Origin of the sequence: Pseudomonas sp. LABIM340, assembly GCF_040017195.2 — a bacterium.
GTDB lineage: Bacteria > Pseudomonadota > Gammaproteobacteria > Pseudomonadales > Pseudomonadaceae > Pseudomonas.
Window position 1 is genome coordinate 1877602 of the sequence record NZ_CM200227.1, and the last position, 15902, is coordinate 1893503.

The 15902-nt window shown below is 65.9% G+C and carries 15 protein-coding genes; 6 read left to right on the forward strand and 9 right to left on the reverse strand.

The window, feature by feature from the left end:
* Nucleotides 1-88: 88 nt before the first annotated feature.
* The 4 genes from ABKS89_RS08875 to speB all read right to left on the reverse strand — a co-directional run bounded on the left by ABKS89_RS08875 (nt 89) and on the right by speB (nt 4536).
* Nucleotides 89-1468 carry a sodium:solute symporter family protein gene (locus ABKS89_RS08875; RefSeq protein ID WP_348589611.1) on the reverse strand — a complete coding sequence of 460 codons (1380 nt, stop codon included), beginning with the start codon at nt 1466-1468 and terminating at the stop codon, nt 89-91.
* 133 nt (nt 1469-1601) lie between these two features.
* Nucleotides 1602-3122, reverse strand: coding sequence for a purine-cytosine permease family protein (locus tag ABKS89_RS08880; RefSeq protein WP_348589610.1), 1521 nt, complete (start codon nt 3120-3122; stop codon nt 1602-1604).
* 25 nt (nt 3123-3147) lie between these two features.
* Nucleotides 3148-3558 carry a YybH family protein gene (locus ABKS89_RS08885; RefSeq protein WP_192224155.1) on the reverse strand — a complete coding sequence of 137 codons (411 nt, stop codon included), beginning with the start codon at nt 3556-3558 and terminating at the stop codon, nt 3148-3150.
* Nucleotides 3559-3576: 18 nt separating this feature from the next.
* On the reverse strand, nt 3577-4536 hold the full coding sequence (gene speB, locus ABKS89_RS08890) for an agmatinase (protein ID WP_081520337.1): 960 nt from the start codon (nt 4534-4536) through the stop codon (nt 3577-3579).
* A 288-nt stretch (nt 4537-4824) separates the two neighbouring features.
* On the opposite strand from speB, the gene ABKS89_RS08895 reads away from it, so the two are divergent.
* Together ABKS89_RS08895 and ABKS89_RS08900 are read left to right on the forward strand one after the other, a co-directional pair.
* Complete coding sequence (locus ABKS89_RS08895) at nt 4825-5721, forward strand: LysR family transcriptional regulator (RefSeq protein WP_024765259.1); 897 nt, start codon at nt 4825-4827, stop codon at nt 5719-5721.
* Nucleotides 5718-6314, forward strand: a complete 597-nt coding sequence (locus tag ABKS89_RS08900) for a tRNA-uridine aminocarboxypropyltransferase (protein WP_348589609.1) — start codon at nt 5718-5720, stop codon at nt 6312-6314. Before ABKS89_RS08895 ends, ABKS89_RS08900 begins: the two co-directional genes overlap by 4 nt.
* Before the next feature lie 194 nt (nt 6315-6508).
* On the opposite strand, the gene ABKS89_RS08905 is transcribed toward ABKS89_RS08900, so the two are convergent.
* A complete protein-coding gene (locus ABKS89_RS08905; protein ID WP_348589607.1) occupies nt 6509-6832 on the reverse strand; it encodes a hypothetical protein in 324 nt (107 codons plus the stop codon).
* A 268-nt stretch (nt 6833-7100) separates the two neighbouring features.
* On the opposite strand from ABKS89_RS08905, the gene ABKS89_RS08910 reads away from it, so the two are divergent.
* On the forward strand, nt 7101-8711 hold the full coding sequence (locus ABKS89_RS08910) for an ABC-F family ATP-binding cassette domain-containing protein (protein ID WP_348589605.1): 1611 nt from the start codon (nt 7101-7103) through the stop codon (nt 8709-8711).
* Nucleotides 8712-8886: 175 nt separating this feature from the next.
* Nucleotides 8887-9327, forward strand: a complete 441-nt coding sequence (locus ABKS89_RS08915; RefSeq protein WP_348589603.1) for an acetyltransferase — start codon at nt 8887-8889, stop codon at nt 9325-9327.
* A gap of 74 nt (nt 9328-9401) precedes the next feature.
* Here ABKS89_RS08915 and ABKS89_RS08920 read toward each other — a convergent pair whose 3' ends face one another.
* On the reverse strand, nt 9402-9749 hold the full coding sequence (locus ABKS89_RS08920) for an antibiotic biosynthesis monooxygenase (protein WP_138212729.1): 348 nt from the start codon (nt 9747-9749) through the stop codon (nt 9402-9404).
* A gap of 74 nt (nt 9750-9823) precedes the next feature.
* Between ABKS89_RS08920 and soxR the strand changes: the two genes are divergently transcribed.
* The gene (gene soxR, locus ABKS89_RS08925) at nt 9824-10288 is read left to right on the forward strand and encodes a redox-sensitive transcriptional activator SoxR (protein WP_348589601.1); all 465 of its coding nucleotides are present in this window, start codon (nt 9824-9826) and stop codon (nt 10286-10288) included.
* A 196-nt stretch (nt 10289-10484) separates the two neighbouring features.
* Here the strand turns inward: soxR and ABKS89_RS08930 are convergent, their stop codons facing one another.
* The 3 genes from ABKS89_RS08930 to ABKS89_RS08940 all read right to left on the reverse strand — a co-directional run bounded on the left by ABKS89_RS08930 (nt 10485) and on the right by ABKS89_RS08940 (nt 15473).
* The gene (locus ABKS89_RS08930; RefSeq protein WP_348589599.1) at nt 10485-11837 is read right to left on the reverse strand and encodes an HlyD family type I secretion periplasmic adaptor subunit; all 1353 of its coding nucleotides are present in this window, start codon (nt 11835-11837) and stop codon (nt 10485-10487) included.
* A gap of 5 nt (nt 11838-11842) precedes the next feature.
* Nucleotides 11843-14005 (reverse strand): type I secretion system permease/ATPase, encoded by a 2163-nt coding sequence (locus ABKS89_RS08935; protein WP_348589623.1) that lies wholly within the window; start codon nt 14003-14005, stop codon nt 11843-11845.
* Nucleotides 14006-14183: 178 nt separating this feature from the next.
* Nucleotides 14184-15473: a TolC family outer membrane protein gene (locus ABKS89_RS08940; protein ID WP_518300999.1), complete on the reverse strand. Its 1290-nt coding sequence runs from the start codon at nt 15471-15473 to the stop codon at nt 14184-14186.
* A 67-nt stretch (nt 15474-15540) separates the two neighbouring features.
* Between ABKS89_RS08940 and ABKS89_RS08945 the strand changes: the two genes are divergently transcribed.
* A complete protein-coding gene (locus ABKS89_RS08945) occupies nt 15541-15885 on the forward strand; it encodes a hypothetical protein (protein WP_138212732.1) in 345 nt (114 codons plus the stop codon).
* Nucleotides 15886-15902 lie beyond the last annotated feature (17 nt).

Genomic DNA, 15902 nt, shown 5'->3' on the forward strand with positions numbered 1-15902 from the left:
CTTAAAATTCGTGGGTGAGGTCGTTGTCATAAAGCAAAAGGGCGCGGAGATCAGCTCGCCGCGCCCTTTTGCCTAGCGCAAGTTCTTGTCAGACCGCGTCAGCGACCGGCGCCGGGCGCGGCGACAGCAGGCTGACGACGATGAAGCTGACCAGGCCGATGGCCAGGCTGTAGTAGATCGGGGTGTTGGCGTCGAGGCCATCCTTGAACATGAACACCAGGGCGGTGATGAAGCCCAGGGCCATGCTGGTGATGGCGCCGGCGGTGGTGGCGCGCTTCCAGTAGATGGCGCCGATCAGCGGGATCAGCATGCCGCCCACCAGCAGGTTGTACGCCAGGGTCAGGGCGTTTAGCACGTCGTTCACCACCAGGGCGATGCCCAGGACCACGATACCGGTGAGCAGGGTGCAGATGCGGTTCAGGCTCAGGCGAGTGGAACGCTGGCCGGTGAAGATCGGCAGCAGGTCCTCGGTGATGGTGGTGGAGGCGGCAAGCAGGCCGGCGCTGGCGGTGGACATCATCGCGGCCAGGGCTGCGGCGATCACCAGGCCGCGGATACCGTCCGGCAGGGCGGCGCTGACGATGGCGGCGAAGGCATTGTTGACGTTGTCCAGGTCAGGCAGCAGGACCTTGGCGCACATGCCGATCAGCGCGCCGACCAGGCCGTAGATCACGCAGTACACGCCAGCGGCGGTGCCGGCGTACTTGGTGACCTTGTCGTCGCGGGCGGTGAACACGCGCTGCCAGATGTCCTGGCCGATCAGGATGCCGAAGAAGTAGATCAGGAAGTAGGTGATGATCGTGTCGTAGCCGATGGTGTGGAAGCTGAAGGCGCTGGCCGGCAGCTTGGCGACCAGCTCGTCCCAACCGCCGACGCGGTACAGGCAGATCGGCAGCAGGATGAACATCAGGCCGACGGTCTTGATGATGAACTGCACGATGTCGGTCAGGGTCAGGGACCACATGCCGCCGATGGTGGAGTAGATCACCACGACGCCGCCGCCCAGCAGCACGGACACCCAGAACGGCAGGCCGAACAGGACCTGCATCACGGTGCCGATGGCCAGGGTGGAGACCACACCGATCATCAGCGCGTAGGCGAACATGATCACCGCCGAAGCCTGGCGGGCCATGGGGTTGTAGCGACGCTCCAGGACCTGGGTAACGGTGAAGATGCGCAGCTTGAGCAGCGGTTTGGCGAGGAACAGGTTCAGCGCGATGATGCCGGCGCCCAGGGCGGCGCACAGCCAGAAGCCGGAAATGCCATGGACGTAGCCCAGGCGCACGGTGCCCACGGTGGAGGCGCCGCCCAGTACGGTAGCGGCCATGGTGCCCATGTAGAACGACGGGCCGAGGTTGCGGCCGGCCACGAGGTAGTCTTCGTGGGTCTTGGCGCGGCGCATGCCGTACCAGCCCAGCCACAACATGCCAGCGGCATATATCAGTACGACGATCAGATCTAACGCCATGGTCGGCTCCTCACACTTGCATTGTCATTGTTGCCGCGCGCTTGTGGCGTGCGGTAGGGCACCGGACCGGCGGCAACCGGTCCGATGGGGGGCTTTCAGGTAGAGCCGTTCGTGTCAGGTCACGAACGTTGGATCAGGCCGTCGGCTCGCTGATGCTGCGCACCGGGCGGTCATGGCTGCCGACCCAGCGCGGGCCCTTGGGGCCGTAGACGCCAGCGGGCTCCGGGAAGGTTCGCAGCAGGGCGACGTAGAGCAGGGCGGCCATGCCGAGGGTCACCGGCAGGCTGATGTCGATACCACCGGCCAGGTCGCCCAGCGGGCCGACGAACTGGCCCGGAAGATTAACGAAGCACAGGCCCATGGCCGCGCTCGGGATCCACGCACCCATGCCGCGCCAGTTCCAGCCGTTGTGGAACCAGTAGGCGCCGCCTTCCTGGCCACGGGTGAACACCTGCAGGTCATCGGCGTGGTAGAAGCCACGGCGGATCACCAGGCCGAGGATCATGATCACCATCCAGGGGCTGGTGCAGGTGATGATCAGCACGGCGAAGGTGGACACGCTCTGCACCAGGTTCGCGGCGAAGCGACCGATGAAGATGAAGGCGATGGACAGCAGGCCGATCAGCAGGGTGGCCTGCACGCGGTTGAGCAGGCGCGGGAACACGCTGGACATGTCCAGGCCGGTGCCGTACAGCGAGGTGGTGCCGGTGGACATGCCGCCGATCACCGCGATCAGGCACACCGGCAGGAAGAACCAGCTAGGCGATACGGCCAGCAGGCCGCCGACGTAGTTGTTCTGCGCGATGTAGTCCGGGGCGTTGACCGCAACGATGGTGGCGGTGGCCAGGCCGAACAGGAACGGGATCAGGGTCGCCAGCTGGGCGCAGATCACCGCCAGCATGATGCGCTTCTGCGAGGTCTGGCGCGGGATGTAACGGGCCCAGTCACCGAGGAAGGCGCCGAAGGATACCGGGTTGCTCATGGCCAGCAGGGCGGCGCCGATGAAGGCGGCCCAGAAACCTTCGCTGCCCATCTGCACGGTGCCGGCATAGCCAGCGTCGAACGGGCCGGAGAAGGCGAACAGGCCGAGCAGGAACAGCAGGCTCGCGGCCCAGACGGCGATCTTGTTGACCATCAGCATGAAGCGGAAGCCGTAGATGCAGACGATCAGCACCAGCACGGCGAACAGACCGTAGGCCAGGCCCAGGGTCAGGTCGGTTTCCGGCAGGTCGAACAGGCGCTTGGCGCCGCCGATCAGCGCATCGCCCGAGCTCCACACGGAGAGGGAGAAGAACGCGACGGCGGTGAGCAGCGACAGGAACGAGCCGACGATCCGCCCGTGCACGCCGAAGTGGGCGCCCGAGGAGACTGCGTTGTTGGTGCCGTTGAGCGGGCCGAACAGGCCCATGGGTGCGAGGATGATCGAACCGACCAGCACGCCGAGGACGATGGCCCAGACGCCGGCCTGGAAGGACAGCCCGAAGAGCACCGGGAAGCTGCCGAGCACGGCGGTGGCGAAGGTGTTGGCACCACCGAAGATCATGCGGAACAGGTCGGTGGGCGTGGCGTTGCGTTCGTTGTCCGGGATCTGTTCGACCCCGAATGTCTCGATCGTTGTGATTGCGTGTGCGTGTGCGTTGTTCTTGTTATCCATGACTTCCTCCCGGGGAGCCCTGTCTTTATGGCGTCGGAGACGGTGACAGGTGCTCGTGTGTGGCCAGCCAGCGGCCCTGTTTCGGATCACGGCGGAAGACGATGGTCTCCCGTTCGTGGTTCAGGCTTTCCTCTCCCTGGATGCGCAGCCGCGTGGCGACGTCGTGACAGAACACGGCCACGTCTTCGCCCTGCAGGCTCACAAAGGTGTTGCTCGAAAGGCAGTCAAGGACCTCGAAACCATCGTCACGCAGCCAGCTTTCCCACACCTCGCGGTAAGCCGCGCGCGAAAGCAGCGGCTGCGGCCAGGTGTGGAAGATGAAGCTGGCGTCTTCGCTGAAGGCGGCGAAGTAGGCTTCGGTGTCGGTGCGCGCGAAGGCTGCCACGAGAACGCGGGCAGCCTCCAGCACCTGTGCTACGCAGGCGTCGTTATTCATGGGTGTGCTCGTGCGCGCTTAGCGGCGCTCTACGCCCGGGAGGATGCAGAGCATTTCGTACAGCAGGTTGGCGCCGAGCAACGAGGTGTTGCCGGTGGTGTCGTAGGGCGGGGAGACCTCGACCAGGTCGCAGCCGATGATGTCCAGGCCCTGGCAGCCACGGACGATCTCGATCGCCTGGATGGTGGTCAGGCCGCCGATTTCCGGGGTGCCGGTACCCGGCGCCCAGGCCGGGTCGATGCCGTCGATGTCGAAGGACAGGTAAACCGGGCCGCCGCCGACTTTCTCGCGAACTTCGGCCATCAGCGGTTCCAGCGACTTGTGCCAGCACTCTTCGGCTTGCACCACGCGGAAGCCCTGCTTGCGGCTCCAGTTGAAGTCTTCGGCGGTGTAGCCCTGCGCACGCAGGCCGATCTGCACCACGCGGTCGCAGTCCAGCAGGCCTTCTTCCACCGCGCGGCGGAAGGTGGTGCCGTGGGCGATCTTCTCGCCGAACATGTGGTCGTTCACATCGGCGTGGGCGTCGATGTGCACCAGGCCGACCTTGCCGTGCTTCTTGTGGATGGCACGCAGGATCGGCAGGGTGATGGTGTGGTCGCCACCCAGGGTCAGCGGGAGGATGCCGTGGTCGAGGATCTTGTCGTAGGACTCCTCGATGATGCGCACCGCTTCCATCAGGTTGAAGGTGTTGATCGCCACGTCACCGATGTCGGCGATGTTCAGCGAGTCGAACGGAGCGGCGCCGGTGGCCATGTTGTACGGACGGATCATCACCGACTCGGCGCGGATTTCGCGCGGCCCGAAACGAGTGCCGGAGCGCAGGGAGGTGCCGATGTCCAGGGGCACGCCGACGAAGGCGGCGTCCAGCTCGTTGAGCTCTTCGGGGGACTGGATATGCGGCAGGCGCATCATGGTGGCGATGCCGCCGAAACGCGGCATTTCGTTACCGCCCAGGGGCTGGTGAAGTTTCTTGTCCATGGGGAGGGCCTCAGGCTGATCGCTGTCTTCGTGGAAACAGGCTTGTTGAATACTGAGGGCCGATTCTCGTCACGGGCGGTAGTGAAAAAAATCGCTGGCTACAAATAATCACTTCAGAGTTTTCTAAACTAAAGAGGGTCGCTAGACTGCGCCACCTTGCCGCAGCAGACGGCTCGCCGGGCTTGTGGCCTGTGGTTCCTGAATAGATAGCTGGCTTGCTATCATCCTTTTTTCAGGTACAGAAAGTACTGAACTAGAGCGGCCCGGCCGCGGTTTTGCGGAGTCTTCATGAGCGCGAGCGCACTGCCCGACGTCAAACTGCTGCGGATTTTCGCCTGCGTGGTGCGCAGCCAGGGCTTCGCCGCCGCCCAGCAGGAGCTGAACCTGTCGACCTCGGCAATCAGTACCTACATGAGCCAGTTGGAGAACCAACTGGGCATCGTGCTCTGCCACCGCGGCCGGGGCGGCTTCGGGCTGACCAGCAAGGGCGAGCTGTTCCACCAGGAAACCCTGCGCATCCTCGGCGAACTGGAAGGCTTCGAACGCTACGCGGCGACCCTCAAGGGCGAGCTGCGCGGCACCTTGAACCTCGGCGTGCTGGACTCCACCGTGAGCGATCCGGCGCTGCCGCTGGCCGATGTGATCGGCTCCTTCAGCAGCCTGCACCCGGCGGTGCACCTGCATCTGCAGGTACAGAGCCCGTACGAGCTGCAACTGGCGGTGCTGGATAACCGTCTTGACCTGGCCATCGGCTCGTTCTTCAGCCGGATGAACGGCCTGGTCTACCAGCCTCTTTATAGAGAGCAGCACTGGCTGTACTGCAGCGACCGCCACCCGCTGTTCGACGGCCGGCGCATCCCCGCCGAGCTGATCACCCAGCAGCGCATGGTCGGCCGTGGCTACTGGAGCCAGGCGGAACTGGCGCGGCACGGCTTCAAGCACAGCGCCGGCACCGTGGAGAGTATGGAGGCGCAGCTGATCCTGATCCTCTCCGGCGGCTACATCGGTTACCTGCCCGAGCACTACGCGCACCCCTGGGTAGAGCAGGGGCGCCTGCGTGCGCTGCTGCCGGCGACCTTCGGCTACCAGGCGCCGTTCTCGCTGATCCTGCGCCGTGGCCGCTCCCGTGAGCCGCTGATCCAGAACTTCCGCGACCTGCTGCGCACCCAGCCGAGCCAGTCATGAGCCGGGCCCGCTGTCCGCGCTGCGAGCGCCCGCTGAACCACTGCCTGTGCGCGCTGATCCCGCGCCTGGACAATCGCACCCGCGTGCTCCTGCTGCAGCACCCGAGCGAGGTCGGGCATGCGCTGAATACCGCACGCCTGGCGGCGCTTGGCCTGGCCAATGCAGAACTGCTGGTCGGCGAAGATTTCAGTGGCCTCGACCTGTCCGCCTGGGATGCCTGGCTGCTGTTCCCCGGTGAATCTGCCGTGGCGCTGGCCGAACTGGCCGCGCAGCCTTTGGATAAACCACGCCTGCTGGTGGTGCCTGACGGCACCTGGCGCAAGGCGCGCAAGCTGCTGCACCTCAACCCGAACCTCGCGGCGCTGCCACGGGTCGTTCTTCCTGAAGGGCTGACCTCGCGCTACCGCCTGCGCAAGGCGCCGGCCGAAGGCGCGCTGTCGACCATCGAGGCAGTGGTGCATGCACTCGATGCGCTGGATGCACCGCAGTCTCACTCCGACCTGCTGCGCCCGTTCGAAGCGCTGATCGAAGGGCAGATTGCGGCGATGGGGGAGGAGACCTTCCGGCGCAACCACGGGCCGCGCAGCTCATAGTCGATGGCGGACCTTGTCCGCCATCGCGTGCGTGGCACGCTCCTACAGTCATGCACCCTGTAGGAGCGTGCCATGCACGCGATCCGCCGGCAGGGCCGGCGAATGCCTTACTGCCGACATTTCTATCCGCGCGCGGAATTGATGGGCATCGCTTCGCTCCACACCATCCTGCGTCGTGTTTGCCCTATGGATATCTACGTTTGCCGGGACAAAGTCCGGTAGCGCTCCACCAGCAACGGAATAGCCCGCTCGCGCCAGAATTCGCTGCTGACCATCCCGCTGGACATGCCGCCGTGGGCATGGCGCGGCAGGTGCACGGGTTTGGGATCATCCAGGGAAATGCCGACAAGCTGCTCAAAAAGCGCCGTGAGCCGTTGGGTCAGCTCCACGTCGCCGGCGGGCCACGGCGTGTCGACGAGCAGCTCGGCCATTTCCCGCCACAGGTACGGGTCGCCACGCAGGCCCCACTGGATGGGCTCTTCGCGGAACAGTTCGGCGACGGAGGTGGAGCGGCGCATGGGCTGACGTCCTTGTACGGTGTTCTTGACTGCCGCACGCGGGCGGGGAGGGCAGTGTCGCCGCTCGCGAGGGCGCCTGGAAAGGTTTTCTGCGCGCTGATTTCTGCCCGGCGGCCGCGTCTGCCTCGTGACTGCCGTTATACTGCGCCCCTTATTCCCCTTCGCGAGGTGTTCGTCCGATGCGCAATTGATGCCGCCGTGGTTTCACGGCCCGTTTCCTTCCCTGGCCCGTTCCCGGGGGATTTCCGGCATCAATCTGGTATTGCGCATGACGAGCCCGTTCACCCTGGCGCTGCAAGGCGTCTCTTTCCAATTGCCCAGCGGCGAGCCGCTGCTGAGCGACCTCAATGAAACTTTCGACGAGCGCCGCAGCGCGCTGGTCGGGCGCAATGGCGCGGGCAAGTCCGTGCTGGCGCGGATCATGGCCGGCGAGCTGCCTGCCAGCGCTGGCCGCTGCCAGGCGTCCGGGCTGGTGCATTACCTGCCGCAACGTATCGAGCCGCAGGCGTTCCGCAGCGTTGCCGAGCTGGCCGGTGTGCAACCGTTGCTGGATGCGTTAACGCGAGTCGAGGCCGGTGGAGTCGATCCCGCTGACTTCGAACGCCTCGACGGTCACTGGGATGTCCGCGCTCTTCTGGAAGCCGAACTGGCTGCTGCCGGGCTCGCCCATCTGCTGCCGGACACGCCCGCCTCGCGTCTCAGCGGCGGCGAATGCACGCGGGTGGCACTGCTCGGCGCGTGGCTCAGCGGGGCGGACTGGCTGATCCTCGATGAGCCGAGCAATCACCTCGACCGCGCCGGCCGCGAGGCCCTGCGTGAGCAACTGCAACGCTGGCGCGGCGGCCTGATCCTGATCAGCCATGACCGTCTGCTGCTGGACGACATGCAGCGCATCGTCGAGTTGTCGTCCTCGGGCCTGCGCAGCTATTGCGGCGGCTATGCCTTCTACCGCGAGGTGCGCGAGCAGGAGCAGGACAACGCCCAGCGTGAGTTGCAGCGGCGCAAGCTGGAGCGTGATCGTCAGCACCACGCCATGCAGGAGCAGCGCGAGCGCCAGGAGCACCGGCAGGCGAAGGGGCGCAAGGAGGCGAAGCAGGCCAACCAGGCGAAGATTCTCGTTGACCGGCAGAAGGAGCGCAGCCAGACCAGCATCGCGCGCCTGGCTACGCAGCAGGATGAGCGCCGGGAGCGGCTGGCGCGGGAGGTGCACGAGGCTTTCGGGCAGTTGCGCGAAGAGGTTGCGGTGGTGCTGAACGCGCCGGACTGCGAGCTGCCCGAATCCCGTGGCGTGTTGCAGCTGGAGGCGCTGCGCCTGCCGTTCGGCAATGCCGCGCCGCTGGACTTGCAGTTGAGCGGCCCACGCCGCGTGGCGGTCACCGGGCGCAACGGCAGCGGCAAGTCGACCCTGCTCAAGGTCATCGCGGGCGAGCTCGCCCCTGTGGCGGGCTCGTGCGAAGTGAGGGTGCGCAGTGCCTACCTCGATCAGCATCTCGCCGCACTGTCGCCTGATCGTTCGGTGCTGGAGCTGCTGGAGGAGCGCAATCGCGTGGCGGACCCTTCGGTGTTGCGCACCCGGCTGGCGCAACTGGGATTGCCGGCGGCTCGGGTCGAGCTGCGCAGTGGCCTGCTCAGTGGTGGGGAGCGGCTGAAGGCGGCGCTGGCCTGCGAGCTCTACGCCGAGCATCCGGCGCAGCTGCTGCTCCTGGACGAGCCGGACAACCACCTCGACCTGCCATCTCGCGAGGCGCTGGAAAACCTGCTGCGGCAATACCGCGGCGCGCTGCTGGTGGTGTCCCACGACGAGGCATTGCTTGCCCGGCTGGCGCTGGAGGCGCGGCTGGAATGCGCGGAAAACGGCTGGCGCTGGTCGGTCGGCTAAGGCTTTACCGGCCGGGAAGAGCTGGGTAGGATCGACCTCCCTCTCTTTCCGGCTGCCTCTGCCGTGTTCCGCCCAGGCGTTGAATCGCGAAGCGGGCATTCATGCTGCCGACGCTCCAACGGCCGTCACCTCGCGTGGCGCGCTATCCCTTTGTGATCTGAATCAGGATGAATTCATGCTCATTCGCCAACGCATCGCTGCGGACAATCCGCGGCTGCTCGACATCTGGCTGGGCGCCGTGCGCGCGACCCACCACTTCCTCCAGGCGTCGGACATCGACGACCTGTTGCCCCAGGTCCGTGACCTCTACCTGCCCGCCGTCGAGGTCTGGGTGGCGGTGGACGATGCGGACCTTCCGCTGGGTTTCATCGGGCTCAACGACAGCCATGTGGAAATGCTCTTCATCGACCCGGAACGGCGTGGCCAGGGCATCGGCCGCGCTCTGCTCGATTTCACGCGCGAAATGCGCGGCACGTTGAGCGTCGACGTCAACGAGCAGAACCCGCAGGCGGTGGGGTTCTATCTGCACTATGGCTTCGTCCAGACCGGGCGTTCGCCGCTTGATGGCGAAGGCCGGCCCTTCCCGTTGCTGCATATGAGCCTGCCGGCGGGTTGATTGCGCTGCTCCCCTGTAGGAGCGGGCTATGCCCGCGATCGCGCCCATGGGGCGCTCCTGCAGGGGAAACCGTGTCAGGCGGTCTCGCCGCTGCCGAAGCGAATGCTCCGCGCGCCGAGCTTGAGCAGGCTGTCGGCGAACAGGTCGCTGGCAGTCTGGCGGCAATCCCAGGCGGCTTCCCAGTCTTCCCGGCGGCGCCAGTGCAGGCGGCCGACCAGGCGCTGCGGTTCGCCTTCGGCGTGCAGCTCGCTGGCGAGGTAGCCGGGGCGCAGGTAGAACAGTTCCTGCAGGTGCGACAGGTAATCGCCCAGGCGCGCGGCGATGTGCGGGCGTTGCTGCGGCGTTACGTCGATCTCGATCTGCAGGATGAAGTGCGGATTGTCCACGCAGGCATGGGCGGTGATCGGGGCGGGTTGCGTCATGTTCCTGGGCTCCCTGGCTTGAACCGAATGCCTGGCGAGGGTAAAACCTCAGCTTAAGTTGAGGTCAATAGCCCATGAAAAATACTTCTTCCTGCTCCATGCACCGCGAGTTGAGCGTCGGCGAGCTGGCCAAGCGCGCCGGCGTGGCGGTTTCCGCGCTGCACTTCTACGAGGCCAGGGGCCTGATCAGCAGCTCGCGCAATGCCGGCAACCAGCGCCGCTATTCCCGCGACACGCTGCGCCGGGTGGCGGTGATCAAGGTCGCGCAACGGGTGGGCATTCCCCTGGGCGAGATCGCCGAGGCGCTGGGCTCGCTGCCGACCGGGCACAACCCGACGGCAGCGGACTGGGCGCGATTGTCGGCGCGCTGGCGGGAGGACCTGAACGAGCGGATCGAGAAGTTGCTGCTGCTGCGCGATCAGCTCGACGGCTGCATCGGCTGCGGCTGCCTGTCGATGGAGGCCTGCCCGCTGCGCAATCCGGGGGACCGTTTGGCGGAGGAGGGGCCGGGGGCGCATTGGCGTGGGGAGCGGGGGTGAGGCGCGAGCGATGAAGAGCTGAAAGGCCCCTCACCCTAACCCTCTCCCAGAGGGAGAGGGGACTGTCCCGAGTGAAGTGCGGCAGATGAGTCAGCCGGTTGCCTTGGTGCTAGGGGCTCGGGCTTCAAGCCCTTACGAACTGCTCCCTCTGGCAGAGGGGGGAGGGCGAGCCCGAGCGGCGAGTCCGACCGGCAACTCACCGCTCCCGCAAAGCCTCCCACCGCGCCTTGAGCACCGGTTTGAGGATGTAATCCAGCACGCTCTTCTCGCCGGTGATGATGTCCACCGTCGCCACCATGCCGGGGATGATCAGCAAGGGCTTGGCGTCGGTGCCCAGGTGATTTTTATCGGTGCGCACCTGGATCATGTAGAAGCTGTTGCCCTTGTCGTCGGTGATGGTGTCGGCGCTGATCACTTCCAGCTTGGCCTTGAGCCCGCCGTAGATGGTGTAGTCGTAGGCGGTGAACTTCACCGTGGCCGGCTGGCCGGGGTGGAGGAAGGCGATGTCCTGCGGGCGCACCCGCGCTTCCACCAGCAGGTTGTCCTCCAGCGGGACGATTTCCACCATGTCGTTGCCCGGCTGCACCACGCCGCCGATGGTGTTGACCTTGAGCTGCTTGACGATGCCGCGCAGGGGCGCGACCACCAGGGTGCGGTTGACCTTGTCGTCGATGGCGCGGCTGCTGGCGGTGAGCTTGTTGAGGTCGGTGCGGACGTCGTTGAGCTCCTTCAGCGCGTCGCTGCGAAAGCCCAGTTTCGACTCTTCCACCTTGCGCTGGATCTCGTTCACCGCCGCCTCGGCGCGGGGGATGGCGAGGTTGGTGGCGTTGAGGTCGCCGCTGATTTCCACCGCGCTGCGGCGCAGGCGCAGCAGTTCCACCGGGGACACCGCGCCGGCCTTCACCAGCGGCTCGGACATGTTGATCTCCTGCTGCACCAGCCCGAGGCTCGAGCGGTACTGCTGGGTCTTGGCGCGGAACTCCTGAAGTTCCTGAGCCTTTTGCCGCAGCTGTTCCTGGAGGATGCTCAGTTCGCTGTTCTGCCGCTGCATGCGCGTCTGGTATAGCGCCAGCTGGTCTTCCACCACTTGCGGCGCGTCTTTCTTCAGCGCGTCGGTGAACGCCGGTTCGCGCCCTTCGGCCTCCGCGCTCAGGCGTTCGACACGGGCTTCGAGGGAGTTGCGGTCGGCCTCGGTCTCGCCCTTGTTGGAGGAGAAACGGGTGTCGTCCAGGCGCAGCAGCGGCTGGCCCTTGTTCACCACCTGGCCCTCGCGGACGAAGATTTCCGAGACGATGCCGCCTTCCAGGTTCTGGATGGTCTGCACCTTGGAGGAGGGAATGGCCTTGCCTTCGCCCTTGGTCACTTCCTCGATGTCGGCGAAGTAGGCCCAGGTGATGGCCGCCACCAGCAGCCCGAGCGCCGCCCAGAGGGTGATGCGGGTGGCGTTGGGCGAATCCTCCAGCAGGGTGCCCTGGACCTCGGGCATGAATTCGGTGTCGCGGGCGCCGTTGCCGCCCAGGTAGCCGCGGATCGATTGCGAAAAGTGCATGGCCATTACCCCGCTGCCGGGCCGACGTGGCCCTTGCGCAATGCTTCGATGACCGCGTCTTTCGGGCCGTCGGCGACGATTCGGCCGCTGTCCAGCACCAGCAGGCGGTCGACCAGGCTGAGCATCGAGGTGCGGTGGGTGACTAGCAGCAGAGTCTTGTCGCGGCAGGCCTCGTGCAGGCGCTTGCGCAGGATTTCCTCGCTGCTGTTGTCCATGGCGCTGGTGGGTTCGTCGAGCAGCAGGATCGGCGGGTCGAGCAGCATCGCGCGGGCCATCAGCACGGCCTGGCGCTGGCCGCCGGAGAGCAGCTGACCGCGCTCGCCCACCGGTCGGTCGAAACCGGCCGGGTGTTGCCGGGCCAGTTCGCTGACGCCGGTCAGCTCGGCCACTTCGAGCATCCGTGCATCGCTGACGTAGCGCGCGCCGAGGGTCAGGTTGTCGCGCAGGCTGCCGGCCAGCAGCGGCAGGTCATGGGCGACGTAGCCGATCTGTTGGCGCAGGTCGGAGACGTCGAGCTGGCGCAGGTCCAGGCCGTCGAGCAGGATCTGCCCTTCGTCCGGGTGATAGAAGCCCATCAGCAGACGGCCGAAGGTGCTCTTGCCCGAACCGCTCTTGCCGATGATGCCGATCTTCTCGCCGGGAGCCATGCGCAGGCTGACGTGGTTGAGTGCCGGGGTGGCCTGGTCCGGATAGCTGAAGCTCAGCTGGCGGACTTCCAGCGCGCCGTGCAGCTGGGTGCGCTCCAGCGGGCGCTGGCGGGCCTGGCGCTCCTGCGGCAGCTCCATCAGCGCGTCGGTGCTCTTCATGGTCAGGCGCGCCTGCTGGTAGCGGGTGATCAGCCCGGCGATCTGCCCCAGCGGAGCGAGCACGCGGCTGTTGAGCATGTAGCTGGCGACCAGTGCGCCGACGCTGAGGTTGCCGTCGAGGATGCTGTAGACCCCGGCGCAGATCATCGCCAGGCCGGCGAACTGCTGGAGGAACAGGGTGCCGTTGGTGGCCAGCGCGCTGAGGAAGCGCGCGTGGTTGTCCAGCCGCGCCAGGGCGCCGTGGGTGGACTCCCAGCGGTACTGCCGCTCGCTTTCGGCGCCGCAGGCCTTGAGGGTTTCCAGGCCGCCGAGGGTTTCGATCAGCAGGGCCTGGCGTTCGGCGCCCAGGGTCAGGCTCTTCTGCACGGTGTCGCGCAGGCGGCTCTGGATGATCAGGGCGAATACGATGGTGATGGGGAAGGCCAGCAGCGGCACGGCCACCAGCCAGCCGCCGAGCAGGCCGATGACCAGGATCATCAAGAGCGAGAAGGGCAGGTCGATCAGGCTGGTCAGGGTCAGCGCGGTGAGGAATTCGCGCAGGCCCTGGAAGTCATGGATGCTCTGCGCGAAGCCGCCGACGGTCTCGGGCTTGGCCTTGAGCGACATGCCGGTGATGCGTTCGAACAGGGTGGCGGAGAGAACCACGTCGGTCTTCTTGCCGGCCATGTCCAGCAGGTTGGAGCGCAGTACCCGCAGCAGCAGTTCGAACAGCGTGCCGATCAGCAGGCCGGCGGCGAGCACCCAGAGGGTCGACAGCGCCTGGTTGGGCACCACGCGGTCGTAGGTCTGCATGACGAACAACGGCACCAGCATGCCCAGCAGGTTGATCAGCAGGCTGGCGACCAGGGCGTCGGTATAGAGCCAGCGCGACAGCCGCAGGGTGTCGCGGAACCAGGCTTCGACGCGCGGCACCAGCGGTTTGCGCGCCGCTTCCAGTTCGTGACGCGGGCGCGCGAAGAGGGCCTGGCCGCTGTACTGGGCGGCCAGCTCGTCGGCGCCGACGGCCTGTTCACCGCCTTCGGTCTCGCAGGGCAGGATCAGCGCCTGGCCGTCTTCGCGCCACTGGCGCAGCACGGCGCTGCGGCCGTCGTTGAGCAGCAGCAGGACCGGCAGGTTCAGGTTGGAGATGCTGCGCAACTCGCGGCGCAGCAAGCGGCCCTGCAGGCCGGCACGGGCGGCGGCCCGCGGCAGCAGGGCGGCGGAGAGTCGCTGGTCGCGCAGCGGCAGGCCGGCGGACAGGCTGTTGCGGCTCACCGCGCAGCCATGCAGGCGGCAGAGGATCAGCAGTCCGTCGAGCAGGGGATCGTCATGGCTCAGGCGCGGATCGCCCGGCGCGGGTGTGCCGCGCTCCTGGATGATCATGGTCACGCTACTTCCTCCCGGGCCGGGACGACCCGCGCCAGCGGCACCCGGCGAACACTTGCAGGTGTTCGCCGGCTGTGGCCGGTCGTCGGGTTTTCCGTGCCCCTTCGTATCGCTTCACGGCCGTCGCCCCGACGCCGGGCAGCGCGGGGCAGAGTGACGAGCGCGTGCGATTTTCTTATTTCAGATCAGGCAGGCGTGCCTCGTTCTTCACATCCGACAGGGCCACGGACTCGTGCGGCGCGACGACATGCTGCGAGCGCAGCAGGGCGCCCATGCTGCCGAGCACGCGGTACATCGAGTATTCCTCGGTGTAGCGGACCTCGGTGTAGCGGCGGTTGGCGGTGAACAGTTCGTTCTCGCTGTCCAGCAGGTCGAGCAGGGTGCGCTGGCCAAGGGTGAACTGTTGCTGGTACGCCTCGCGCACCTTGCGGGTGTAGTCGGCGTATTCGCGGGCGGGCTGGGTCTGCTTCTTGGAGTTCTCCATCGCGTCCCAGGCCAGCGAGAGGTTTTCGTTGAGCAGCCGCAGCGCGTTGTTGCGGATGTCCTGGGCCTCGTTGATCTGGTGCGAGGTGGCGTTCAGGTGGGCCTTGTCGCGCATCCCGTTGAACAGGTTGTAGCGCATCACCACCTGGGCTTCCCAGCTGTTGTAGTGGCCTTCGTCGCCGTCGACGTTATTGTTGGCGGCCTTGGCCAGCTCGGCGTCGAAGCGCGGGTAGAAGGGCGCCTTGGCGGCCTCGTACTGGGCTTCGGCGGCGTTGACGTCGGCCTGGGCCGATTTCAGCAGCGGGTTTTCATTGAGCATGCCCTGGCGCGCGGCGAGCAGGTCCGCCGGGACGTCCGCCTTCACGGTGGAGGGGGATTCGAGCTGGTCCGGCATGCGGCCGGTGGCGCTATAGAAGCTGGCCTCGGCATCGGCCAGGTTCACCTCTTCGGTGTAGAGGTTGTTCTGCGCCAGGGCCAGACGGGCGATGGCCTGGTCGTTGTCGGCGGTACTGCCGACACCACGCTCGCTGCGCAGGCGGATCTGGTCGCCGATGCGTTCGTGGGCCTGCAGGTTGTTCTTGGCCAGCGTCACCATCTCGCGGCGCTTGAGCACATCGAGGTAGACCTCGACGGTGCGCAGGGCGGCGGTTTCCGAGGTGCCGAGGATACGGAAGGCCTTGGCGTTGACGTTGGACTCGTTGCGCTTGACCTCGTTGGGGGTGCCGAAGCCGTCGAACAGCATCTGCCGCAGACGGATTTCCGCATCGCCGCGGGTCAGGGTCTCGTCATTGTGGTTACCCAGCGCGCGGGTGCTGGGGCTGTCGGTGTTCTCGCGGCCATAGCCCGCGACAAGATCGACGGTTGGCAGGTAGCCGCCCCTGGCGAATTTGAGCTCTTCATCCGCGGTGAGACGGCTGTTTACGCTCTGGCTGATTTCCGGGTGGTATTGCAGCGTGCTTTGTATAGCTTCGGTCAGCGTCATGGCTTGCCCATGAGTCCCCGACACCGCCAAAAATACACCGCTCCATAGTGCCGCGTTACGACTGCGCATGGCTTTGCTCCTGGTGTTCTTGTACTTCGATGCTCTTTGGTCGCCAATTTATTGGCTTTTTTCTCTTATCAAGCGTTTCACGCCTGTAACATCAGAGCTAAGAACAACTTTTCGAAAACCTCAGAAGAATTTTTCACAAGGGTTATTCGGAAAAAATCTTATGAGCCGTGTGAAAAGCAGCACATTGTTTCTGCGTGCAAGCCCTCGTGTTTCCTGGGTATGGGCCGGAGCAGGCGCTTGCAGAAGAAGCCAGGTACGGTTTGTAGCAGTTAGGGCGGGGACCACCGCAGAAGGACAAGAATCGCGTGGCCAGCATGACAAAAAATTGTCGCTGGCTTTTTGATGCAAAAGCGCTAGCAG